Source organism: Pseudomonas sp. CK-NBRI-02, from assembly GCF_008124495.1.
Lineage (GTDB): Bacteria > Pseudomonadota > Gammaproteobacteria > Pseudomonadales > Pseudomonadaceae > Aquipseudomonas > Aquipseudomonas guariconensis.
This window is the reverse complement of sequence record NZ_VSJH01000028.1, coordinates 19,628-41,347: the sequence shown is the minus strand read 5'-3', so window position 1 is coordinate 41,347 and position 21,720 is coordinate 19,628. Positions and strand designations below refer to the sequence as shown.

The window sequence follows — 21,720 nt, the reverse complement described above, 5'->3', positions numbered from 1 at the left end:
CCCTCGCTGCGGTGTCTTACGGGGCCTCGCGGCCTCCGGCTGGCTACGCCAGCCTCCATCTCGCGACTTCGGCTACGCCGAAGGGCGCTGCGCGCCTGCCCCTCCAGACACCTCCTCTCGGCCTTCTGAGGTCGCGATCGGTGGTGGCTGAACCGTCGCGCATCAAAAGCAACGGCAAGGGCAAGGGCAAGGGCAACCGCTACCGCTACCGCAACGGCAACGGCAACGGCAACGGCAACGGCAACGGCAACGGCAAACAAGCTGATTATTTGTTCTGGTCTGCGCTGGAGACTGTGGGAGCGGTGGTTCGGCGCTCAGGCGCCGACCTGACGGTCGGCGCAAATGCTTGTGGGTGCTGGCGCAGTTGCGATGGGCTGCAAAGCAGCCCTTTGGGGTTTCAGGTTGGCAGGAGGTTGCGGGCGCGGGAGAGGGTCAGGGCGAGGTCTTCGATCATGTCTTCTTGTCCTCCCACGGTGCCGCGGCGGCCTAGCTCTACCAGCAGGTCGCGGGCGGGGATGCCGTACTTGAGCTCGGCGCGCTTGGCAAACAGTAGGAAGGAGCTGTACACACCGGCGTAACCGAGTGTCAGGGCGTCGCGGTCCAGGCGGATGGGCTGGTCCATCATCGGCACCACGAGGTCTTCGGCCACGTCCATGATGCGGTACAGGTCCACGCCGCTGTTCACGCCCATGCGCTCGAGTACGGCGACGAACACCTCCAGCGGGGTGTTGCCGGCACCGGCACCCAGGCCGGCCACGGAGCCGTCGATACGCACCGCGCCGGCTTCGATCGCGGCCAGGGAGTTGGCAATCGCCATGCCCAGGTTGTGGTGGCCGTGGAAGCCCACCTCGGTTTTCGCCTCCAGCCCTTGGCGCAATACGCCGATCTTCTCGCTGACTTCGTCGGGCAGCATGTAGCCGGCCGAGTCGGTGCAGTAGATGCAGTTGGCGCCGTAGCTTTGCATCAGGCGCGCTTGCTCCAGCAGCTTCTCGGCGCTGACCATGTGCGCCATCATCAAGAAGCCCACGGTGTCCAGGCCCATCTTCGCCGCCATGCCGATGTGCTGCCCGGAGACGTCCGCCTCGGTGCAGTGGGTGGCCACGCGGATGGTCGAGACGCCGTGCTCATGGGCCATCTTCAGATGATCCAGAGTGCCGATGCCTGGCAGCAGCAAGGCCGAGACCTTGGCCTGCTTGAGCTTGGGGATCACCGCGCTGAAGTACTCCTCATCGCTGTGCGCCGGGAAGCCATAGTTCAACGAGGCCCCACCCAGGCCATCGCCGTGGGTGATTTCGATCAGCGGCACGCCGGCGGCGTCCAGGCCGGTGGCCACATCGACCATCTGCTTGAGGCTGATCTGGTGGCGCTTGGCATGCATGCCGTCACGCAGGCTCATGTCGTGCAACAGCACGTTCTTACCTTGAAGGTTCATCACCACCTCTCCTCAGCGGGCTGGCAATTGCAGGGTGCCCTTGTGGGCTTCTTCGGCGAACATCTCGGCGGTGCGCAGGCCGGCGGCGGTCATGATGTCCAGGTTGCCGGCCGACTTGGGCAGAAAGTCCCCCAAGCCTTGCACCTCGATGAAGATCGATACCTTGTTGCCGTCGAACACCGGGCCGTTGACCAGCTTGTAGCCGGGCACGTAACGCTGGACCTCTTCGACCATGCTCAGCACCGACGCGCGGATGGCGTCCTGGTCGGGGGTGTCGTCGGTCAGGCAATGGATGGTGTCGCGCATCATCAGCGGCGGCTCGGCCGGGTTGATGACGATGATCGCCTTGCCGCGACGGGCGCCACCGATACTTTCCACCGCGCCTGCGGTGGTGCGGGTGAACTCGTCGATGTTCTGGCGGGTACCGGGGCCCACGGAGCTGGACGACACGGTGGCGACGATCTCGCCATAGGCCACTGGCTGCACCCGCGACACTGCCGCCACCATCGGGATGGTCGCCTGGCCGCCGCAGGTGACCATGTTGACGTTCATCGCGAGCTTGGCCGCGTGCTCCTTGAGGTTGACCGGCGGTACGCAGAACGGGCCGATGGCCGCCGGGGTCAGGTCGACCATGATCACGCCCAGCTCGTTGAGCTTGCGGCTGTTGTGCGCATGCACGTAGGCCGAGGTGGCGTCGAAGGCGATGCGGATGTCATCGTCCAGCACATGGGGCAGCAGGCCGTCGAGGCCGTCGGCGGTGGTCTTCACCCCCATCGCCCGGGCACGCTTGAGGCCTTCGGACTCCGGGTCCACGCCCACCATCCACACCGGCTCGATCCACTGCGAGCGGCACATTTTCATCAGCAGGTCGGTGCCGATGTTTCCCGGGCCGATAATGGCCGCTTTTAGTTTCTGGCTCATGGGCCTTGCTCCTCGATCAGGCTCGGAAGGACACCTGGGCACTGCCCAGGCCGTCGATGGTCAGGGAAAAGCGGTCGCCTGCCCGCACCGGCTCCAGCGGCACCAGCGAGCCGGAGAGGATCACCTCGCCCGCCTTGAAGGGGATGCCGAAGGCGCCGAGGGTGTTGGCCAGCCAGGCGACCGCGGTCAACGGGTTGCCCTGCACCGCCGAGCCCAGGCCCTCGCTCAGCAGCTCGCCGTTCTTGAACACGCGCATGTGCAGCGCCGGCAGGTCGAGTTCGCGCGGGTCGACGCGTTCCTGGCCGAGCACGAACACGCCGCACGAGGCGTTGTCGGCCACGGTGTCCTGAATGCGGATGCGCCAGTCATGGATGCGTGAGTCGACGATCTCGAAGCACGGCGTAACGTAATCGGTGGCCGCCAGCACATCGGCCTCGGTCACTCCCGGGCCGATCAGGTCGTGCTTGAGCACGAAGGCGATCTCGCCCTCGGCGCGCGGCTGGATCAGGCGGTTCCCGGCGAGCGAGATGTCGGCACCATTGTCGAAGGCCATACCCCGGGTGATGAAGCCGAAGTCCGGCTGGTGCACATCGAGCATGCGCTGCACGGCAGCCGAGGTGACGCCGATTTTCTTGCCGACGATGCGATCGCCCGCCGCCACCCGGCGTTCGATGCAGTGCAGGGAAATATGGTAGGCGTCTTCGATGCTGATCTGGGGCCAGCGCTCGGTCAGCGGGGCCAGGGTCTGGCCGTCGCACAGGGCCTGGTAGAGTTCGTCGCCGTGCTGGCGGCGCAGTTCGAGGCTCATGCTCGGCCCTCCGCGAGGAACGCCAGGCATTCGCGGTTGAACAGCTCACGGTGCTCGACCATCACCCAATGGCCACACTCGCTCAGTAGCACGAAGCGGATGCGCTGGCAGGCCAGCATCAGGGTGTTGGCCCCGGACACCGGACAGAACTTGTCGTTCATGCCCCAGAAGCCGAGGATCGGGCAAGCCAGCTGCGACAGCTGTTCGGCCATGTTCGGCACCTCCATGGTCGAGAGCACGCACGGCGGCTGCTCGGCGACCACCGCGACCCGCTCGGCGACGGTGTCATCGTCGATCAGCGAGGGGTCGAACAATTGCAGGCCCAGCAGGCGCTTCATGCCGGCAGCGTCGCGCAGCTCGCCACTGGCAAAGGCCGCGGCCATGCGCTGGATGCCTTCCATCTGCAGGTAGTACTGGGCCTTGTCCATCAACCCGCCGGGGGCCATCAGCACCAGGCGCGCCACCCGCTGCGGCTGGCGCAGGGCGATGGCAATGGCGATGGCGCCGCCCAGGGAGTTGCCGACCAGGGTGCAGCGCTGGATGTCCAGCGCGTCGAGCAGCCCCAGCAACGCCTCGACGAAGAAATCCAGGGTGTAGGCGGTCTGCGGTTTGTCCGAGGCGCCGTAGCCCGGCAGGTCCGGCACGATGGCGCGGTAGCCGGCGGCGGCGAATTGCGGGTAGTTGCGCTTGAAGTTGCTGTGGCCGCTGGCGCCTGGACCGCTGCCATGGATGAACACCACCGCCTCGCCCGAGCCGACGTCCTGATAGTGCAGTTGCAGGCCATCCGCCAACCTGACCTTGTGCCCTTGCGCTGCTGCGCCCATGGGGAAACCTCCCGGCTTGTTGTTGTACCGGGATTATTCAGAGCGGCCAGGGCATACGGCATCGTCCAACAAGACTACAAGCGGCGCCCCTAGTCCCTTTGGACGTTGGCCGCACGGCAATGGCTGCCTAGCATCGAGGCAACCTTCCGACAGACAAGACAAGGCATTTCCATGCATGACCCATTGGATTTTCGCGGCAAAGTGGTTCTGGTCACAGGTGGTGCAAAGGGCGTGGGCCGCGGTATCACCCGCCGCTTCCTGGAGTGCGGTGCGAACGTGGTGATCTGCGGCCGCCAGGCACCGGAGCGGCTGCCCAGCGGCGGCGGCAAGCAGGCGGTGTTCATGCAGTGCGACGTGCGTGACCTGGAGCAGCTCGAGCAATTGATCGGCAACGTGCTCAAGTTCTTCGGCCGCCTCGATGTGCTGGTCAACAACGCCGGCGGCGCGCCGTTCGCCGAAGCGGCCACGGCCTCGCCACGGTTTTCCGAGTCCATCGTGCGGCTCAACCTGCTGGCCCCGCTGAACCTGTGCCAGTTGGCCAACCGGGTGATGCAGGAGCAGGCCGAGGGCGGCGCCATCGTCAACATCTGCAGCGTCAGCGCCACTCGCCCCTCGCCCGGCACCGCCGCCTACGGCGCCGCCAAGGCCGGCTTGCTCAACCTGACCCGCTCGCTGGCGGTGGAGTGGGCGCCCAAGGTGCGGGTCAATGCGGTCACTGCCGGGTTGATCCTGACCGAACAGGCCGAACTGCATTATGGTGACGCCCAGCAACAGGCCCAGGTGGCCGCGACCGTGCCCTTGGGCCGCTTGGCCGAGCCGGACGACATCGGCGACACCTGCCTGTACCTGGCCTCGCCGCTCGCCCGCTATGTCAGCGGCGCCGACCTGATGGTGCACGGCGGCGGCGAACGCCCGGCTTTCCTCGATGCGGCGAAAAGCCAGTGACCTGGGCACAGCCAATGGCACCGAGGACTTCCCGGTGTTCGCGGGTAAATCCGCTCTCGTAGACGCAGGCAAAGCCTGCGATGGGCTGCAAAGCAGCCCCATTTGCACCGACTCCACAGACCAGAACGCAGCGTAGCACCTGTGGGAGCGGCGGTTCGGCGCTCCGATTCACCCGCGAACACCGGCGTAGCCGGTGCCATCGCTCTCAACGCGACTGGAGGTTCACTTCGCTCCAGAAGGCCTTCATGCTGCGGATCAGGCCGTGCTCATCGAACTCCATCACATCGATCACCTGCAGCGAGCATTCGCGCCCGTCCCAGGTGAGGTCCACCCGAAACGGCACGGCGCCGCAGCCGTTGTTGGTAGCGCGCACAGGTCCGGTGAGGGCTGCGGATACATTCATCTGCCCCAACCCTTGCCGATAGAACGCACTGATCGCGTCCATCCCACGCAACGGCGGCTGGCCCACCGGGTCTTCGACGGTGGCATCCTCGGCGTACAACGCCAGGATGCCGTCGATGTCCCCGGCGTCCACCAGCTCGACGTAACGCTGCATGCTCGCCTGCACCTGCTCTGGCGTCGGCAGGCCCATCTCAAGCCACCTCGAACAGCGCAGCAGCGCCCATGCCACCGCCGATGCACATGCTCACCACCACATAGCGCACACCCCGGCGTTTACCCTCGATCAACCCATGCCCGACCATCCGCGCCCCCGACATGCCAAACGGGTGGCCAATGGCAATTGCGCCGCCGTTGACATTGAGGCGGTCGTTGTCGATGCCCAGTGTGTCGCGGCAGTACAGCACCTGGCAGGCGAACGCTTCGTTGAGCTCCCACAGGCCGATGTCATCGACCTTCAGGCCATGGCGCTTGAGCAGTTTGGGGATCGCGTACACCGGCCCGATGCCCATCTCGTCGGCCTCACAACCGGCCACCGCCAGCCCGCGATAGATACCCAGCGGTTGCAACCCGCGCTGCTCGGCCAAGCGCGCGCTCATCAGCACCGAGGCCGAGGCGCCGTCCGAGAGCTGGGAGGCGTTGCCAGCGGTGATGAAACGCCCGGCTTCGGTCCACTGCCCGCCCCCCCACACCGGCTCCAGGGCCGCCAGGCTGGCGGCGGTGGTGTCGGGGCGGTTGCACTCGTCCTGCAACAGGGTCACCGCTTCATGACGGCTCTCGCCGCTGGCCTTGTCGACGATCAGCTTCTGGGTGGTCAACGGCGCCAGTTCCAGGTCGAAGCGCCCGCCCTGTTGCGCGCTGGCGGTGCGCAGTTGGCTCTGCAGGCTGTAGGCATCCTGTTCTTCACGGGTGATGCCGTAGCGCTGGGCGACGATTTCGCCGGTCTCGAGCATCGGGATGTAGGCCCGCGGGTCGCGTTCACGCACCAGGGTGGACTGCCAGCGGTAGAGGTTCTTGTGCTTGTTCTGCACCAGGGAGATCGACTCCAGGCCACCGGCCACGGCGATGTCGAGCTCGTTGCAGAGGATGCCCTTGGCAGCGATGGCGATGCTCATCAGGCCCGAGGCGCACTGGCGCTCCACCGCCATGCCGGACACCTGCACCGGCAGCCCGGCGGCCGTGGCGCACAGGCGCCCAAGGTTGTAGGCCTGAGTGCCCTGCTGGGCGGCGGCGCCGATGATCACATCGTCCACTTCGTCCGGCGCGATGCCTGCGCGGCGTACCGCTTCGGCTACCACGTGGCCACCCAGGGTCGGGGCCTCGGTGTCGTTGAAGGCGCCGCGAAAGGCCTTGCCGATGGGCGTACGCGCCGTGGAAACGATCACTGCTTCGTTCATGCTGGACTCCTTGGATGACTCATGCCGGGTAGTACCGGCTGATGGTGTCGACCACGCAGCCAGGACGCTCCTGGCCTTCGATCTCGACGCTGACGCGGATCACCGCCTGCACCCCGCTGCCGACCGCCTCGGTCGAGACCAGCAAGGCACTGCCGCGCACCCGCGACCCCACACGCACCACCGACGGAAAACGCACACGTTCACAACCATAGTTGACGCCCATGGCGATGCCCTGGACCTCGATGATCTGCGGCAAGAACAGGTTGACCAGCGACAGGCTCAGGTAGCCGTGGGCGATGCAGGCGCCGAACGGCCCCTGGGCCGCGCGCTCGGGATCGACGTGGATCCATTGGTGGTCGCCACTGGCCTCGGCGAACAGGTCGATGCGCGCCTGGTCGATGCGCAACCAGTCGCTTTTGCCAAGCTCCTGGCCCACCGCTTCGTGCAACGCCTCGGGTGTGCGGAAGATACGCGCCATGTTCAGGCCCTCTGGCTGGAAACCGACAGCACTTCGCCGATCATGTACGAGCTGTAGTCGCTGGCCAGGAACATCATCACGTTGGCCACTTCCCACACCTCGGCGGCGCGGCCAAAGGCCTCGTTGGCCGCCAGCTGGTCGAGCACCGCCTGGGGCGCGGAGCGGGCGAGAAAATCGTGCATGGCGATGCTCGGGCTCACCGCGTTGATGCGGATGCCATGCTCGGCAGCTTCCACCGCCGCGCAGCGCGTCAGGGCCATGACCCCGGCCTTGGCCGCGGCGTAGTGAGCCTGTTGCTTCTGCGCGCGCCAGCCGAGCACCGAGGCGTTGTTGACGATGACGCCGGCGCGACGCGCCATCATGTACGGCAGCATGGCGCGGGTCATGCGCATGGTGCCGGTGAGGGTCACATCGAGCACCCGGTTCCATTCATCGTCGGGCATCTCCACCAGTGCCCGCGACCCACCCAGGCCGGCGTTGTTGATCAGCACATCGACGCCGCCCAAGGTACCCTCGGCGGCCTCGACCAGGGCTCGCACCTGATCTTCGTCGGTGACATTGCACAGGCGCCCATGCACCTGGGCAAGGCCGGTGGCCTCGCGGATGCGCGTGACCGCTTCATTGAGCCGGCCTTCGTGGATGTCACTGATCATCAGGGCCCGGCAGCCCTCCTCGGCCGCACGCAAGGCGGCAGAAAAACCGATGCCGGAACCGGCGGCAGCGGTGATCAGCACCGACTTGCCGCGCAGCAGGCCATGGCCGGGAACATAGTGTGGAACGGACATGCGAAGACTCCTCGATCAGGGATGCGGGCGCGGCTCCCGGGGCATGCCCAGGGCGCGTTCGGCGATGATGTTGCGCTGGATCTCGTTGCTGCCGCCGTACAGGGTGTCGGCGCGGCTGAACAGATACAGCGATTGCAGGCGGTTGAGCTGATACGGCGCAGCCTCGAGCAACTCGGCCTGGGGGCCGAGCACGTCCATGGCCAGCTTGCCGAGGCTGGCGTGCCAGCTCGACCAGCCCAGCTTGTAGATGGTCGCCTCGCGGCGCAGCGTGCCGTCCTGAGGCCCGGAGAGCATGCGCAGCGAGTTGTAGCGCAGGACGCGCAGGCCACACCACGCCTCGGCCAGGCGCTGGCGCAGGTGCGGGTCACGGTCGGCGCCGTTGGTACGAGCGATGGCGATGACCTCGTCGAGCTCGTTCTGGAACTGCATCTGCTGGCCCAGGGTGGACACGCCGCGCTCGAAGCCCAGCAACGCCATGGCGATCTTCCAGCCCTCGCCCGGCTGGCCGACGATGTTCGACGCCTCGGTGCGGGCGTCGTCGAAGAACACCTCGTTGAACTCCGAGGTGCCGGTCATCTGCTCGATCGGCCGCACGCTGATGCCCGGCTGGTCCATCGGCACCAGCAAGAACGACAAGCCCTGGTGGCCGACGCTGCCCGGCTCGGTGCGGGCCAGCACGAAGCACCAGTCCGATTCGTGGGCCAGCGATGTCCAGACCTTCTGCCCGTTGATCAGCCAGTCGCCGTTAGCATCCTGTGCGGCGCGGGTCTTCACCGCCGCCAGGTCCGAACCTGCCCCCGGCTCCGAATACCCCTGGCACCAGAACGTGGTGCCTTGGACGATGCCCGGCAAGAAACGCCGCTTCTGTTCGTCGCTGCCAAACGCCGCGATGGTCGGCCCGGCCAGGCCCTCGCCGATGTGCCCCATACGACCGGGCCCTCCGGCGCGGGCGTATTCTTCGTGGAAGATCACCTGCTGGCTGATCGACAGCCCTCGCCCGCCATGCTCCGGCGCCCAGCCCACGCAGGTCCAGCCGCCCTCGGCGAGCTTGCGCTCCCAGGCTTTGCGCGCCTCGGGGAACATGTGCTCATCCCCCGGGCCGCCGCGAAAACGCAGGGCTTCGAACTCGCCCTGCAAGTGGGCGGCCATCCATTGGGCGACCTCCTGGCGAAAGCGCTCGTCCTGCTCACTGAAACGGATCTTCATGGCTGCTCCCCGATAATCACGCTGGCGATCTGTTGCAGATGCCAGGCCGGTGCGCCGAGGTAGCTCTCGCTGGCCCGGGCACGCTTGAAATACAGATGCGGGTCGTATTCCCAGGTAAAGCCCACGCCGCCATGCAACTGGATCGACTCGGCAGCGCAGTGGAAGTACGCCTGGGAGCACTGGGACTTGGCCAGGGAAGCGGCCAGTGGCAGCTCTGCGGCCACCTGGGCGTCACCGGCGGGGTCCAGCGCCTCCTGGGCGACGCAGGCGGCGTAATAGCTCGCCGAGCGCGCGCATTCGACTTGCAGCATCATGTCGGCGGCGCGGTGCTTGAGGGCTTGGAAGCTGGCCAAGGGGCGGCCGAACTGCTGGCGCTCCTGCAGGTAGGCCACGCTCAGGTCCAACGCCTGTTGGGCACCGCCGACCTGTTCGGCGGCCAGGCCCACGCAGGCCAGGCGCAGCATGTCCTGCAGTTTTGGCCAGGCCGTACCGGCCTCGCCGAGCACCGCGTCCGGGCCCACGTACAGACGCGTGAGGCGCACGCGGCCCAAACGCCGGGTCTGGTCCATGGTCGGCTGCCACTGACGCGCCAGGCCCGTCTGCCCGGCCTCGACCAGGAACAGGCTCACGCCCGCCTCGCCCGTGCTGCCGGCCAGACGCGCGGCGACCACCAGCAGGTCGGCGCTGTGGCCGTCGATCACCTGGGCGTATTCGCCGTCCAGCACGTAGCCTTCGCCTTCGGGCGTTGCCGTCACGCCAATACCTTCGGCGGACCAACCACCCCCATCGCCCCAGGCTGCGGTGCCGCGCACACGGCCTTCGGCGATGGCCGGCAGCCAGCGCTGTTTTTGCGCCTCGGTGCCGGCCAGCAGCAGCGCTGGCGTGGCCAGGCAGGCAGTGGCGAAGAACGGCGAGCACAACAGGCGCCGGCCCATCTGTTCCAGGAGGATGGCCAGTTCGACGAAGCCCAGGCCCAAACCGCCGTAGGCTTCGGGAATGTGAATCGCAGGCCAGTACATTTCGTTGCACAGGCGCTGCCAGAGGTCGGTGTCATAACCGGTTTCGCTGACCATGGCCGCGCGCACGGCGGCACAGTCGGACACATCGGCAAGGAAGCCCTCGGCCGATGCGCGGATCATTTCCTGTTCGTCGCTCAATGCAAAGTCCATCGCGGCGTCTTCTACTCGTCTGGCCCAGGTGCCTGCGAGTGTGGCCAGATGCGCTGGCGGTCGAATCGGCCAAGTGGACTAGGCGCGGTGGTGTCTGCTTCGCGGGTAAATCGGCTCCGCCGGTTATCACAAGACAAGCCCGCGCCAGCGAAAGGACCACGCATAGATTGTGTGTAGGCAAAAAAAAACCGCACCACCCTGGCATGTGGTGCGGCCCCGCCCTAATGGCGAAAAAACCTCGAATCAGCTGCCGTAGACTTTCTGTGCCGGCACGGCACGCTCCAGCAGCTCACCGACCGCCGCGCCCACCTGGGCCACGGCCCAACGGCCTTGGTTGTCGACCAGCGGGCCGCGCCGCCAGCCGTCGGCGATGGACAATTTGCCGCCTTCGACCTCGAACATCTGCCCGGTGACGCCAGCGGATTCGCGCGAGCCCAACCACACCACCACTGGCGCGACGTTCTCCGGGGCGAAGTAATCAAAGCCTGCTTCGGGCTTTTTCATCACCTCGCCAAACACCCCTTCGGTCATGCCGGTACGGGCCGCCGGGGCCAGGGCGTTGACGGTGATGCCATAACGCGCCAGCTCCGCCGCCTGAACCAGCGTCAAGGACGCGATACCGCCTTTGGCTGCGGCGTAGTTGGACTGCCCGATCGAGCCCTGCAGGCCCGCGCCGGAGCTGGTGTTGATGATGCGCGCATCGACCTTGACGCCATTTTTGGCCTGCTCGCGCCAGTGGCGTACGGCATGGCTGGACAGGCAGAAGTGCCCCTTCAGGTGCACCGCCACCACCGCGTCCCAGTCCGCCTCGGTGAGGCTGGCGAACATGCGGTCGCGGCAGATGCCGGCGTTGTTCACCACCACATCGAGGCCGCCGAAGGCCTCCAGCGCGGCGGCGACGATGCGTCCTGCGTCTTCGTAATGCGTGATGTCGTTGCTGTTGGCGATGGCCTGGCCATCCTGCTCGCGGATCTGCGCGACCACCGCTTCGGCTGCGTCGCGGTTGATGTCGTTGACCACCACCTTGGCGCCTTCGGCCGCGAAGGCCAGGGCGTAGGCGCGGCCCAGGCCGCCGCCTGCGCCAGTGATGACCACGACTCGGTTGTTGCAACTGCTCATGGGACTCTCCTGCGCTTACAGGCGCTCGATGATGGTGACGTTGGCCTGGCCGCCGCCTTCGCACATGGTCTGCAGGCCATAACGCCCGCCGCTGCGCTCAAGCTCGTGGAGCAGGCTGCACATCATCCGGGTGCCGGTGGCGCCCAGTGGATGGCCCAGCGCGATGGCGCCGCCGTTGACGTTGGTCTGGGCGTGGGGGTAGCCGGTCTCGTTGATCCAGGCCATGGCCACCGCGGCGAAGGCTTCGTTGATCTCCACCCGGTCGATCTGCTCCAGGCGCATGCCGGCGCGCTTGAGCGCATAGGCGGTGGCCGGGATGGGCGCGGTGAGCATCCACACCGGGTCGGCGGCACGCACGCTCATGTGATGGATGCGCGCCCGGGGTGTGAGGTTGTAGCGCTTGAGCGCCGCCTCCGAAACCACCAGCAGCGCGCTGGCCGCGTCGCAGGTCTGGCTGGAGACGCCCGCGGTGACGCGGTCGCAGCCAAACAGGATGTCGAGCTCGGCCATCTTGTCCAGGCTGGTGTGACGTGGGGTTTCGTCATGCTCGACCCCGGCCAAGGGCACGATCTCACGGGTGAAATAGCCCTGCTCGATGGCCCGCAGCGCACGGCGATGGGACTCCAGCGAATAGGCCTCCAGCGCCTGACGGCTGAGCTGCCAGTGCTCGGCGATCATCTGCGCGGAGCGGAACTGGGTCGGCGGGGTCGAGCCGTAGCGGCGCACCCAGCCTTCGGAACCGGTGAACGGGTTGGTGAAGCCCAACGGCTCGGCGGCGGTCATGGCCGAGGAAATCGGGATCTGCGTCATGGTCTGCACGCCGCCTGCGACCACCACGTCCTGGGTGCCGCTCATCACCGCCTGGGCGGCGAAGTGCAGCGCCTGCTGCGAAGAGCCGCACTGGCGGTCGACGGTGGTGCCGGGCACCACGTCGCTGAGGCCGGCCGCCAGCCACGCGGTGCGGGCAATATCGCCGGCCAACGGGCCGATGGTGTCGACGCAGCCGAAGATCACGTCGTCATAGTCTTCATCGGGGATCGAATTGCGCTCGACCAGGGCGCGCAGCACGTGGCCGCCCAGATCGGCCGCGTGGATATGGGCCAAGCCACCTTTGCGTCGCCCGGTGGGCGTGCGCAGGGCATCGACGATATAAGCTTCAGGCATCTTCTACCTCTGCCGACATGAACGTGGTGCCGGCCCCTATGGCCCGGCGTGAGTCGAACAGCGCCTGGCGGATCCGCGCCTTGTGCAGGGCATGGTCGCCCCACGCCTTGTCCAGAGCCCAGGCGCGCTTCATGAACAGCTGCAGGTCGACCTCCCAGGTGTACCCCATGGCGCCATGGGTCTGGATGGCGTTGCGGGCGGCCAACAGCGCCGCCTCCGAGGCCGCCAGGCGCGCGTGGGACACCGCCAGCGCCTGCCCGGCCTCACCGTGGGCCACCGCGTGGGCGGCGCGGTACAGCGGGCCTTTGGCGAACTCGATGCGCACCGCAACATTGGCCATCAAGTGCTTGACCGCCTGGAACGAGCCGATCGGCTTGCCGAACTGCTTACGCTCGAAGCTGTAGTCCACGGCCAGGTCCACCATGCGCTTGGCCAGGCCCAGCAATTGCGCCGCGCAGCCCAGCGCGCCGCGCTCGAAGGCGCGCGCCAGCAACCGCGCAGCCTCCCCGCCACGGGCTACGCAGGTGGCCGCGCCGGGGGTCCACAGCACCTGGTACAGTTGGCGGCTCGGGTCCACAGACAGGTTGCGCACCAGCTCGACATCTTCGCGCGGCACGGCGTGCAGCTCATCGGCGTGGCTGAGCAGCAGCAGGTCGGCCACGTGGGCGTCGCTGACCAGCGGATTGCCCGGCTCGCTCACCGCCAGGCGCGCCTGGCCCTCGGCCACGCGCCCCAGCCAGTCCGCCTTCAGGCCCTCGTGCGCCGCGCCCAGTTCGGCCAGCAGCGGCACCGCCACCAGCATGGTCTCCACCAGCGGCTCCGGCAGGCCCGCATAGCCGCATTCCTGGGCCAGCAAGACGAAGTCCAGGGCGCCCAGGCCCATGCCGCCGTACTGCTCCGGCACGGTCAAGGCAGTCAGGCCCAGCTCCACCAGTTGCCCCCAGAGCCGGTCGCAACGGCCGCTGTCGCTCTGCCACAGCTCGCGGATGCGCTCGGGCGTCACTTCGTTGATAAAGAAACTGCGTACGTTGTCCTGGAAGAGCAACTGGTCGCTGTTGAAACTAAAGTCCATGGTCTGCTCCTCAGGCACGCGGCATGCCGAGCATGCGTTCGGCAATGATGTTGCGCTGGATCTCGTTGGTGCCGGCGTAGATGGGCCCGGCCTGGGCGAACAGGAAGCCGTCCAGCCACTGACCGACGTCCCCAGCAGCCGGCGCCTCGGGCAGCAGCTCGCCGCGCAGGCCCAGGATGCTCATGGCCGTTTCGTGCATGCGCAGGTCAAGCTCGGACCAGAAGATCTTGTTGGTCGAGGACTCCGGCCCGATGCGCCCGCCTTTGACCAGCTGCGAGGCGGTCATGTAGGTGGACTGGGTGTAGGCCTCGGCATCCAGCCAGGCGCGCATCACCGCCTCGCCGATGGCCGGGTCCCGGTCGGCGCGTTCGCGGTTGGCCTGGTACAGCTGCACCAAGCGCCGGGCGGTTTCCTGGAAGCGCGCCGGCGAGCGCAGCATCAAGCCACGCTCGAAGCCCGCCGTGGACATCGCCACGTGCCAGCCCATGCCCTCCCCGCCGAGTACGTTCTCCACCGGCACGCGCACATCGTCGAAGAAGATCTCGGCAAAGCCTGGCAAGCCGTTGAGCTGCGCAATCGGCCGCACGGTGATGCCGGGGCTGTTGAGCGGCACCAGAATGAACGTCAGGCCGTGGTGACGCTGGGAACCCGGGTCGGTGCGGAAGATGCCGAACACCCAATCGGCCCATACCGCCCGAGTCGACCAGGTCTTCTGGCCATTGATCACATAGTGGTCGCCGTCACGCTCGGCGCGCGAGCGGATCGCTGCCATGTCCGAGCCTGCGCCCGGCTCCGACCAACCCTGGGCCCAGATGTCCTGGCCGGTGGCCATGCGTGGCAGGAAGCGCGCCTTCTGCGCCTCGGTGCCGTACTCCATCAGGGTCGGGCCGAGCAGGAAGATGCCGTTCTGGTTGACCCGCGCCGGTGCACCGGCCCGGTAGTACTCTTCTTCGAAGATCAGCCATTCGATCAGGTCGCAGCCGCGCCCGCCCAGGCGCGTGGGCCAGGTGACCATGCCCCAGCGGCCTTCGTTCAGGCGCGCCTCCCAGGCGCGGTGGGCGGCAAAGCCTTCCTCGGTGTCGAACGAAGGCAGCGGTTGGCTCGGCACATTGGCCTGGAGCCAGGCCCGCACTTCGGCGCGAAAGGCCTGCTGGGCAGGGGTGTAGGTAAGGTCCATGGTCTGCCCTCAGCCGTTGAAGTTCGCGTGGCGCTTCTCGACGAACGAGTCGCGGGCTTCCTGGGAGTCCTGGGTGCGGTAGGCCTCGAGGGTGAAGCCCTGCTCCCAGCGGTACTTGTCTTCCAGGTTGCCGTCCTCGATGCCGGTGAGCGCTTCCTTGGCCAGGCGGATCATCGCCGGGCTCTTGGCGGCGATGGATGCGGCGATGCCCAACGCGGTCTCGCGCAACTGCTCGCGCGGCACCACCCGCTCCAGCGCGCCCAGGCGGTAGGCCTCGGCGGCGTCGATCATCTCGCCGGTGAAATACATGTGGCGCACCTTCTGCACTGGGAACAGCCGCTGCAGGTGGGCACCGCCGCCCATGGCGCCACGGTCCACCTCGGGCACGCCAAAGCGCGCGCAGTCGGACGCGACGACGATGTCAGCGGCGCCGCAGATGCCGATGCCACCGCCCAGGACGAAGCCGTGCACGGCGACGATCACCGGCACCTTGTTGCGGTGCACGGCCTTGAAGGTGTCGTAGTTGCCCTTGTTGACCGCGACGATCAGGTTGCCGTCAGCAGCCAGCTCCTTGATATCGACCCCGGCGCAGAAGCCACGGCCTTCGGCGCGGATGACGATGGCCCTGACCTGCGCGTCCTCGCCCAGCGCCTGCAGGGTGCTGGCGATGTCGGCCCAGCCCTGGCTGTTGAAGGCATTGACCGGGGGATGGTTGAAGACCATCTCGGCAACGCCGTTATCGATGCTCACGTTGAATGGTTGCACTGGGAGTCCCCCTCACGAAATTCGGCGACACAGCGCGCCCAGGCGCTGCTCGGCGTCCCGGACGATCTGCTCTATCAATTCGGCGCAGCCCGGCAGGCTGTCGATGCCTGCGGCCACCTGCCCGGCCGGCAACACGCCTTCGGCGGGCAGACCTTCGACCATGGCTTTCTGGATGACCATCGGCGCGTTGGCCGCCATCAGGCTCTGGGCGGCGCTCAGGCCGCCGTCGCGGCGCATCTTCAGGGCGCTGCCCAGCAACTGCCCCAGGCCCAGGCCCGTGTGACGGCGGTAGGCCAGGCCACTGCGCACGGCCAGCAGCCAGCGACGCAGGCCGCTGCTGGTTTCCAGCTCATCGAGCAGCTCGTTGCGGATCATGCGTTGCGGCAAGCCATCGATGGCCCGGCTGACGATCACCGCCGCCGGGTCCTTGACCGCCAGGTAGCGCGCCAGGGTGGCCTGGGGCACCGGGCTGTCGGCGGTCATCAGAAAACGCGTGCCCATGGCAATACCATCGGCGCCCTGGGCCAGGGCAGACACCAACCCGCGGCCATCCTTGAAGCCACCTGCGGCCACCACCGGCACCTGCACCGCGTCGAGCACCTGGCCCAGCAGCATGGCCGTGGGCACCGCACCGGTGTGGCCACCGCCCTCGCCGCCCTGCACGGTCACCACGTCGGCGCCCATCTCCACGGCCTTCTGCGCGTGCTTCAGCGCGCCCACCGTGGGCATGCAGACCACCCCGGCGTCCTTGAGCCGGGCGATCATCTGCTTGCCTGGCGAGCGGCTGTAGCTGACCGCGCGCACCTGGTGGCGCACCACCAGCTCGACGATCTCTTCGGCGTTGGCCTGGTACATGTGGAAGTTGACCCCGAACGGACGGTCGGTCAGGCGTTTGGTCTCGAGGATCGCTGCCTCCATCTGCCGGGGTTCGATGGTCGCCCCGGCCAGAAAGCCAAAGCCCCCGGCGTTGCAGGTGGCGGCCACCAGGCGCGGGTCGGCGACCCAGCCCATGGCGGTCTGGATGATCGGGTAGCGGCAGCCGAGCAAGGCGGTCAGGCGGGTATCGAGCGACACGGCCATGCTCACGCCCTCCCCGGTTCGCGCTGGGAGCTGGCCATGGCCTTGGCGTCGTAGCCACCCAGGCGATCGCCGGACACCAACTCGTTGTGAGCATGGGCGAAGTGGTGCAGGCCGAACACCATGTCCATGGTCGAGCGCTTGCCCATCAGGTCTTCGGCGTTGTTCACCGCCTGTTTGCTCAGTTGCAGGCCCAGGCGCGGCATCTGGGCGATCTGCCCGGCCATGACCAAGGTCTCCTGCTCCAGCTGCTCGCGGGGCACCACGCGGTTGAGCATGCCCATCTGGTAGGCACGCGCCGCCGGCATCGGCGCGCCGAGGAAGAGAAACTCCTTGGCGATACGCGGATTGAGCTCATGCACGTGGGCGAAGTACTCCACCCCCGGAATCCCCATGCGCACCACCGGATCGCGGAAGTACGCATCGTCACTGGCCACGATCAAATCGCACACCCAGGCCAGCATCAGGCCGCCGGCGATGCAGGCGCCCTGGACCATGGCGATGGTCGGCTTGGGCATCTCGCGCCAGCGCCGGCACATGCCCAGGTACACCTCCTGCTCACGGGCGTAGAGGAACTCGCCGCCTGGCTTGTCGACATGGTCGTACCACAGGCTCACGCGCTCGAAGCTCTGGTTGACGTCACGCCCTGGGGTGCCGATGTCGTGCCCGGCGGAGAAGTGCTTGCCGGCCCCGCGCAGGACGATGACCTTGACCTGGTCATCGGCGCACGCGCGGGCGAAGGCCGCATCCAGGGCATAGGTCATCCGCGAGTTCTGGGCGTTGTGGTACTCGGGGCGGTTCATGGTGACCAGGGCTACCGCGCCCCGCACTTCGTACAGCACCACCTCATCGGCCTCTTTATTGTTTTGCTCGCTCATTACTGCACTCCGGCAAGGCGGTTGGCTGGAACGGGCTGTCAGCGCGCGGAGCGCTGGCCCGGTGGGTTGTCCTTGAGCTGGCTGGCGCGCAGGTTATGCGGGTCCAGTCGCTGGATCAGCTGCAACTGCGCCTCGGTGGGCGCGGTGGTCACCGGGCATTGCTCAGGCACATGCAGGGCAAAGCCTGTGTTGTCACGCACCTCGTCCAGGCTCACGCCAGGATGCAGAGAGCGCACGCGCACCTGGTGCTCAGGCCCGAGGAAGTCGAGCACGCACAGGTCGGTGACGATCAGGCGGATGTCGATGTCTTCCAGCGACCAGCCACGGGCCAGGCGCGCGGGGTTGTAGCCCACCGAGGCGACCACGTCGCACTCGCCTTCGACGAACACCCGGCGGTTGTGGCTGGGCACATAGAACGAGTTGGCATGGCTGATGGAGTTGCCCGGCAGGCCCCGCACGCCCAGCATCTGCGCCTTGGGCTTGTGGTAGTCGCCGCCGATGCAGGAGATGTTGGCCTGGCCGAAGCGGTCGACCTGGATCGGGCCGATCATGGCGTGGCGCTTGCCACTCCAGACGTTGTCGAAGATGCGCGAGAAGCCCATCCAGCTGTCGCGTTTGGGCACGTAGCCATTGCGCGCACCGACCGGCACGGGCTCGGCGACCATATAGGCCTCCGAGTCGGTCATCATCAGTCGTGGATTGTTGTCGAGCATGCTCAGGGACGCCGCCAGGCGTGGGATCACGCCGATGCCGGTGGCCAGGACTTCGCCGTCGTCGCGCCAGGCTTGGGCGGCGGCGCAGATCATCAGTTCGGCGAGGCTGTAGGTGCTTGCGGTGGTCATGACGTTCCTCGCTTAGAAAACCGGCAGGGGCAGTCGACGGATGGCCTCAAGGCCCCCGCAACGCTCCAGGTACTGGGAGTGGGAACAGGCCACGTACTGATCGACATAGGCCTGCCAGCCCTCTTCGCTCTGCGCCGAGGCGGCGTAGGCCTTGAAGTGCGGCACGTCGAAGCCATACAGCGGCGCGCAGGACGAGGGGTGCGCGCCACCGGGCACGTGGGCCACGGCGGTGGTCAGGTTGCGCTCCCAGAACACCTGGTGCGCACGCGCAGGCTCCGCGTGGAACCACGCGCTGTCGACCCACTCGTCGCAAGTGACATAGGTGCGCGCCGCAGCCCGCACGAACAGATCGTCCATGTAGTGGTCGGGGCCGGCGATCTGGCACACGCCGCGCGCATCGGCGCGGTCCACGTGCACCAGGGCGGCGTCGAGCTTGAGCGCTGGCATCGCGACCCAGTCACGGCCATCGGCGTAGGGCGAGGCGATCAGCTTGATCTCGGGGTTGTGGCGCAACACGTCGGTGCCCAGGCCCACCGCGGTGGGGATGAACGGCACGTTCATGGCGGCGGCACGCAGGCCCAGCAGCAGCATGCCTTCGTCGATCTCCATCACTTCCAGGGCGCCTTCCTGGCGCGCCTTGCGAAAGTACGGCTCGAGTGGGATGAAGTCGAGGGACACAAAGGCGAACACCAGTTTCTTCACCTTGCCGGCAGCGCACAGCAGGCCGACGTCAGCACCGCCGTAGGCGACGATGGTCAGGTCCTTGAGGTCCGAGCGCAGGATCTCGCGCACCAACGCCATGGGCTTGCGGCGCGGGCCCCAGCCGCCGATGCCGAGGGTCATGCCGTCGCGCAACTGGGCGACCATTTCGGCCGTGGTCATCTGTTTATCCATGGGTGTTGTCCTCATTGGCGGCCGACGCTGAAGTCGTGGCCCCACTGGCTGACCACCGTGCTTTCGAACGGGGTGTGCCGGCTCCAGTCGACCACCAGGCCGTCGCAGCCGTACTCCAGGTCGAAACCGGACGGGGTCTTCATGTAGAAGGAGATCATCTGGTCGTTGGTGTGCTGGCCCAGGGTCGCGGAGAGCTTCACACCGTTGGCGTGCATGCGGTCCAGGGCGCGGCCCACGTCTTCCAGGCCCGCGACCTCGACCATCATGTGCACGCAACCGCTAGGCACCGGGCATTCGAAGATCGCCAGCGAGTGGTGACGGCCGTTGTTGCAGTGCATGAAGTGAATGCGTTTTTCCGGCTCGGCAGGGTCCGGGGTGAAGCGCACTTTCATCAGGTCCGACAGGCCAAAGCCCATTACCTGCTCGTAGAAATCGCGGCAGCGGTCGAAGGTCGGTGCCGGCAGGACCACATGGCCCATGCCCAGCCCGTCGCTGACGAAACCGCGCACGCCCACCGGGGAGACGAAGCGGGCGAAATCCTGGCGCGGGCCCCAGTACAGCTCGTGGCGGTTGCCATCAGGGTCGGCGAACAGTGCCAGCGCCTGGACCTGGCGCAGCGCAGCTTGCTCAGCGCTGCCCTGCTCCACCGCCACGCCGGCAGCGTGCAGCTCGGCCACGGCCTGGTCGAAGGCGGCCTGGCCGGCTACTTCCCAGCCACAGGCGCCGAAACCATCCTGGGCGCTGTGCTGCACCAGGATGCGGTACGGGCGCTCGTCCATCTTCAGGAACAGACGCTCGCCGCGCTCGTCCTCGACCACCATCATGCCCAGCACTTGGGATGCGTAGTGACGCCACTGCGCCAGGTCGCTGGAACGTACGGTGACGTAACCCAGGCCACGGATATCCATGCACGATCTCCTCGTTTTTGTACTTGGCGTATTCAAGCCAGTCAGGGGGTTGGCGGCATCGTCCAATAGGACTACCGGCCCGCAGGCCGCGTGATACCGGCCGAGCAACGGCCTTGCTCGGCGGCGAATGCTTCGCGGGCAAGCCCGCTCCCACAGGTTCGGCGCCGTGTTCACCAACAGCACAGAACCTGAGAGAGCGAGTTCACCCGAGAACACCGGCAAGGCCGGTGCCATACCCCGCGCTTGCGCAAATGGGGCTGCGTTGCAGCCCCCCGATGGGCTTACTGCTTGTTGCGAAAATGCGGGATGACCTTCTCGCCGATGTTGCGCAAGGTCTCCAGCTGAGCCCACTGCGGCACGGTGCCCATCTGGCAGATGAACAGGATCTCGTCGGCGCCGGCATCGATCAGGCGCTGCACATAGCCAATGCAGTCCTCGACGGTGCCGTAGGCATGGTTGGGGTTCATCATCGCCATGGTCGGGTCGGAGAAGTCCACGCTCACTTCCTCGGAGGCAAAGCGCGACTTGATCACCGCCTGGCCATTGCCATCGACGTAGGTGTCGTCTTTCCACTTCTGCGGATCCGGACGCTCGCCGCCGCCGTACCAGTAGCCCAGCGACTCCATGAAGTAACGCTGGCCGCGAATACCGATGCGGCGCGCGGTTTCGTTGTCATCCAGCACGATGGCCGGGCACAGTGCAGCGATGTGGCGGTTCGGGCGGAAGCCCACCTGATTGCGCGCCTCACGGTTGTCGAAGGCCTGGTGGTAGACCTCGACCTTCTTGGCGATTTCCTCGGGCCCACCGAAACCCAGCACCAGCGCGCCCATGCCACGGCCGCCGGCGTTTTTCAGCGAGTCGGTGTTGGTGCAGGCCAGGTACATCGGCGGGTGCGGATCCTGGTAAGGCTTGGGGTGGATCGGGCGCTTGGGGATCTTGACGAAGTCGCCGTGGTGCTCGATCTCATCCTGCACGAACATTTTCGGGATCAGGTACATGGCCTCGTCGATCTGCGGCTGCAGGGTCGCCAGGTCATAGCCGAAGGTGCCGGCCTCCTGCTGGGTGCCGCCCTTGCCCACGCCAAAATGCACACGGCCTTTGGACAGCAGGTCCAGGGTGGCGATGCGCTCGGCCACCTTGACCGGGTGGTTCATCGCCGGCGGCAGGCACACCACGCCGTGGCCGATGCCGATGCGCTCGGTCTTGCCGGCCACGAAGGCGAGCATGGTTTCCGGCGCGGACATGTGCGAGTAGTTGGTCAGCGCGGTGTGCTCCACGCACCAGAAGGTGTCGAAGCCCAGCTTGTCGGCCAGCACCGCCTGCTCGACGGTGTCATCGAAGATCTTGCGGTCACCCTCGCGGCTGGCATCGATCGTCTGGGCTTCGTATATCAGCGAGAATTTCATGTGCGTTCCTTGTTGTTCTGTTGACGTTGGCCGGCAGCGCCGGCCTTGGTCACA

At 67.0% G+C, this 21,720-nt stretch carries 22 protein-coding genes; 1 reads left to right on the top strand and 21 read right to left on the bottom strand.

All coding sequences use genetic code 11. The annotated features are described in order from the left end of the window. Positions 1-397 precede the first annotated feature (397 nt). Genes dmpG through DQ397_RS17550 form a run of 4 tightly spaced genes read right to left on the bottom strand, consistent with a single transcriptional unit; the run spans position 398 to position 3,985 of the window. A complete protein-coding gene (dmpG, locus tag DQ397_RS17565; protein WP_043214688.1) occupies positions 398-1,432 on the bottom strand; it encodes a 4-hydroxy-2-oxovalerate aldolase in 1,035 nt (344 codons plus the stop codon). Positions 1,433-1,444: 12 nt separating this feature from the next. Then, positions 1,445-2,353 (bottom strand): acetaldehyde dehydrogenase (acetylating), encoded by a 909-nt coding sequence (locus DQ397_RS17560; RefSeq protein WP_043214686.1) that lies wholly within the window; start codon positions 2,351-2,353, stop codon positions 1,445-1,447. Positions 2,354-2,369: 16 nt separating this feature from the next. Continuing rightward, a complete protein-coding gene (locus DQ397_RS17555; protein WP_043214685.1) occupies positions 2,370-3,161 on the bottom strand; it encodes a fumarylacetoacetate hydrolase family protein in 792 nt (263 codons plus the stop codon). Further along, positions 3,158-3,985, bottom strand: a complete 828-nt coding sequence (locus tag DQ397_RS17550; protein ID WP_043214683.1) for an alpha/beta fold hydrolase — start codon at positions 3,983-3,985, stop codon at positions 3,158-3,160. The genes DQ397_RS17555 and DQ397_RS17550 overlap by 4 nt, the downstream gene beginning before the upstream one ends. Before the next feature lie 171 nt (positions 3,986-4,156). Between DQ397_RS17550 and DQ397_RS17545 the strand changes: the two genes are divergently transcribed. Then, positions 4,157-4,930 carry an SDR family oxidoreductase gene (locus DQ397_RS17545; protein ID WP_043214679.1) on the top strand — a complete coding sequence of 258 codons (774 nt, stop codon included), beginning with the start codon at positions 4,157-4,159 and terminating at the stop codon, positions 4,928-4,930. A gap of 205 nt (positions 4,931-5,135) precedes the next feature. On the opposite strand, the gene DQ397_RS17540 is transcribed toward DQ397_RS17545, so the two are convergent. The 17 genes from DQ397_RS17540 to DQ397_RS17460 all read right to left on the bottom strand — a co-directional run bounded on the left by DQ397_RS17540 (position 5,136) and on the right by DQ397_RS17460 (position 21,666). Beyond that, positions 5,136-5,522, bottom strand: a complete 387-nt coding sequence (locus DQ397_RS17540) for a steroid Delta-isomerase (RefSeq protein WP_238556637.1) — start codon at positions 5,520-5,522, stop codon at positions 5,136-5,138. A gap of 1 nt (position 5,523) precedes the next feature. Further along, a complete protein-coding gene (locus DQ397_RS17535) occupies positions 5,524-6,726 on the bottom strand; it encodes an acetyl-CoA C-acyltransferase (protein ID WP_043214677.1) in 1,203 nt (400 codons plus the stop codon). Between the two features lie 19 nt (positions 6,727-6,745). Next, positions 6,746-7,204: a MaoC family dehydratase gene (locus DQ397_RS17530; protein ID WP_043214675.1), complete on the bottom strand. Its 459-nt coding sequence runs from the start codon at positions 7,202-7,204 to the stop codon at positions 6,746-6,748. A gap of 2 nt (positions 7,205-7,206) precedes the next feature. After that, positions 7,207-7,989 carry an SDR family oxidoreductase gene (locus DQ397_RS17525; protein ID WP_043214673.1) on the bottom strand — a complete coding sequence of 261 codons (783 nt, stop codon included), beginning with the start codon at positions 7,987-7,989 and terminating at the stop codon, positions 7,207-7,209. 15 nt (positions 7,990-8,004) lie between these two features. Continuing rightward, the gene (locus tag DQ397_RS17520) at positions 8,005-9,195 is read right to left on the bottom strand and encodes an acyl-CoA dehydrogenase family protein (protein WP_043214670.1); all 1,191 of its coding nucleotides are present in this window, start codon (positions 9,193-9,195) and stop codon (positions 8,005-8,007) included. Continuing rightward, a complete protein-coding gene (locus DQ397_RS17515) occupies positions 9,192-10,364 on the bottom strand; it encodes an acyl-CoA dehydrogenase family protein (RefSeq protein WP_043214669.1) in 1,173 nt (390 codons plus the stop codon). The genes DQ397_RS17520 and DQ397_RS17515 overlap by 4 nt, the downstream gene beginning before the upstream one ends. Positions 10,365-10,607: 243 nt before the next feature. Beyond that, complete coding sequence (locus DQ397_RS17510; RefSeq protein ID WP_043214667.1) at positions 10,608-11,483, bottom strand: SDR family oxidoreductase; 876 nt, start codon at positions 11,481-11,483, stop codon at positions 10,608-10,610. A 15-nt stretch (positions 11,484-11,498) separates the two neighbouring features. Further along, entirely contained in the window at positions 11,499-12,647 is a 1,149-nt protein-coding gene (locus tag DQ397_RS17505) for an acetyl-CoA C-acetyltransferase (RefSeq protein WP_043214664.1), read from the bottom strand. Further along, the gene (locus DQ397_RS17500; protein WP_043214662.1) at positions 12,640-13,719 is read right to left on the bottom strand and encodes an acyl-CoA dehydrogenase family protein; all 1,080 of its coding nucleotides are present in this window, start codon (positions 13,717-13,719) and stop codon (positions 12,640-12,642) included. Before DQ397_RS17500 ends, DQ397_RS17505 begins: the two co-directional genes overlap by 8 nt. Positions 13,720-13,729: 10 nt before the next feature. After that, the gene (locus DQ397_RS17495) at positions 13,730-14,896 is read right to left on the bottom strand and encodes an acyl-CoA dehydrogenase family protein (protein WP_043214659.1); all 1,167 of its coding nucleotides are present in this window, start codon (positions 14,894-14,896) and stop codon (positions 13,730-13,732) included. A 9-nt stretch (positions 14,897-14,905) separates the two neighbouring features. Continuing rightward, on the bottom strand, positions 14,906-15,661 hold the full coding sequence (locus DQ397_RS17490) for an enoyl-CoA hydratase family protein (RefSeq protein ID WP_043214657.1): 756 nt from the start codon (positions 15,659-15,661) through the stop codon (positions 14,906-14,908). 12 nt (positions 15,662-15,673) lie between these two features. Continuing rightward, positions 15,674-16,741, bottom strand: coding sequence for a nitronate monooxygenase family protein (locus DQ397_RS17485; RefSeq protein WP_043214655.1), 1,068 nt, complete (start codon positions 16,739-16,741; stop codon positions 15,674-15,676). Between the two features lie 2 nt (positions 16,742-16,743). Beyond that, positions 16,744-17,616 (bottom strand): enoyl-CoA hydratase, encoded by an 873-nt coding sequence (locus DQ397_RS17480; RefSeq protein ID WP_043214653.1) that lies wholly within the window; start codon positions 17,614-17,616, stop codon positions 16,744-16,746. 38 nt (positions 17,617-17,654) lie between these two features. Beyond that, entirely contained in the window at positions 17,655-18,458 is an 804-nt protein-coding gene (locus DQ397_RS17475) for a CoA-transferase subunit beta (RefSeq protein ID WP_043214652.1), read from the bottom strand. Between the two features lie 12 nt (positions 18,459-18,470). Continuing rightward, a complete protein-coding gene (locus DQ397_RS17470; RefSeq protein ID WP_043214650.1) occupies positions 18,471-19,352 on the bottom strand; it encodes a CoA transferase subunit A in 882 nt (293 codons plus the stop codon). An 11-nt stretch (positions 19,353-19,363) separates the two neighbouring features. After that, positions 19,364-20,260 carry a VOC family protein gene (locus DQ397_RS17465; protein WP_043214648.1) on the bottom strand — a complete coding sequence of 299 codons (897 nt, stop codon included), beginning with the start codon at positions 20,258-20,260 and terminating at the stop codon, positions 19,364-19,366. A gap of 281 nt (positions 20,261-20,541) precedes the next feature. After that, a complete protein-coding gene (locus tag DQ397_RS17460) occupies positions 20,542-21,666 on the bottom strand; it encodes an LLM class flavin-dependent oxidoreductase (protein WP_043214646.1) in 1,125 nt (374 codons plus the stop codon). Positions 21,667-21,720: the final 54 nt, after the last annotated feature.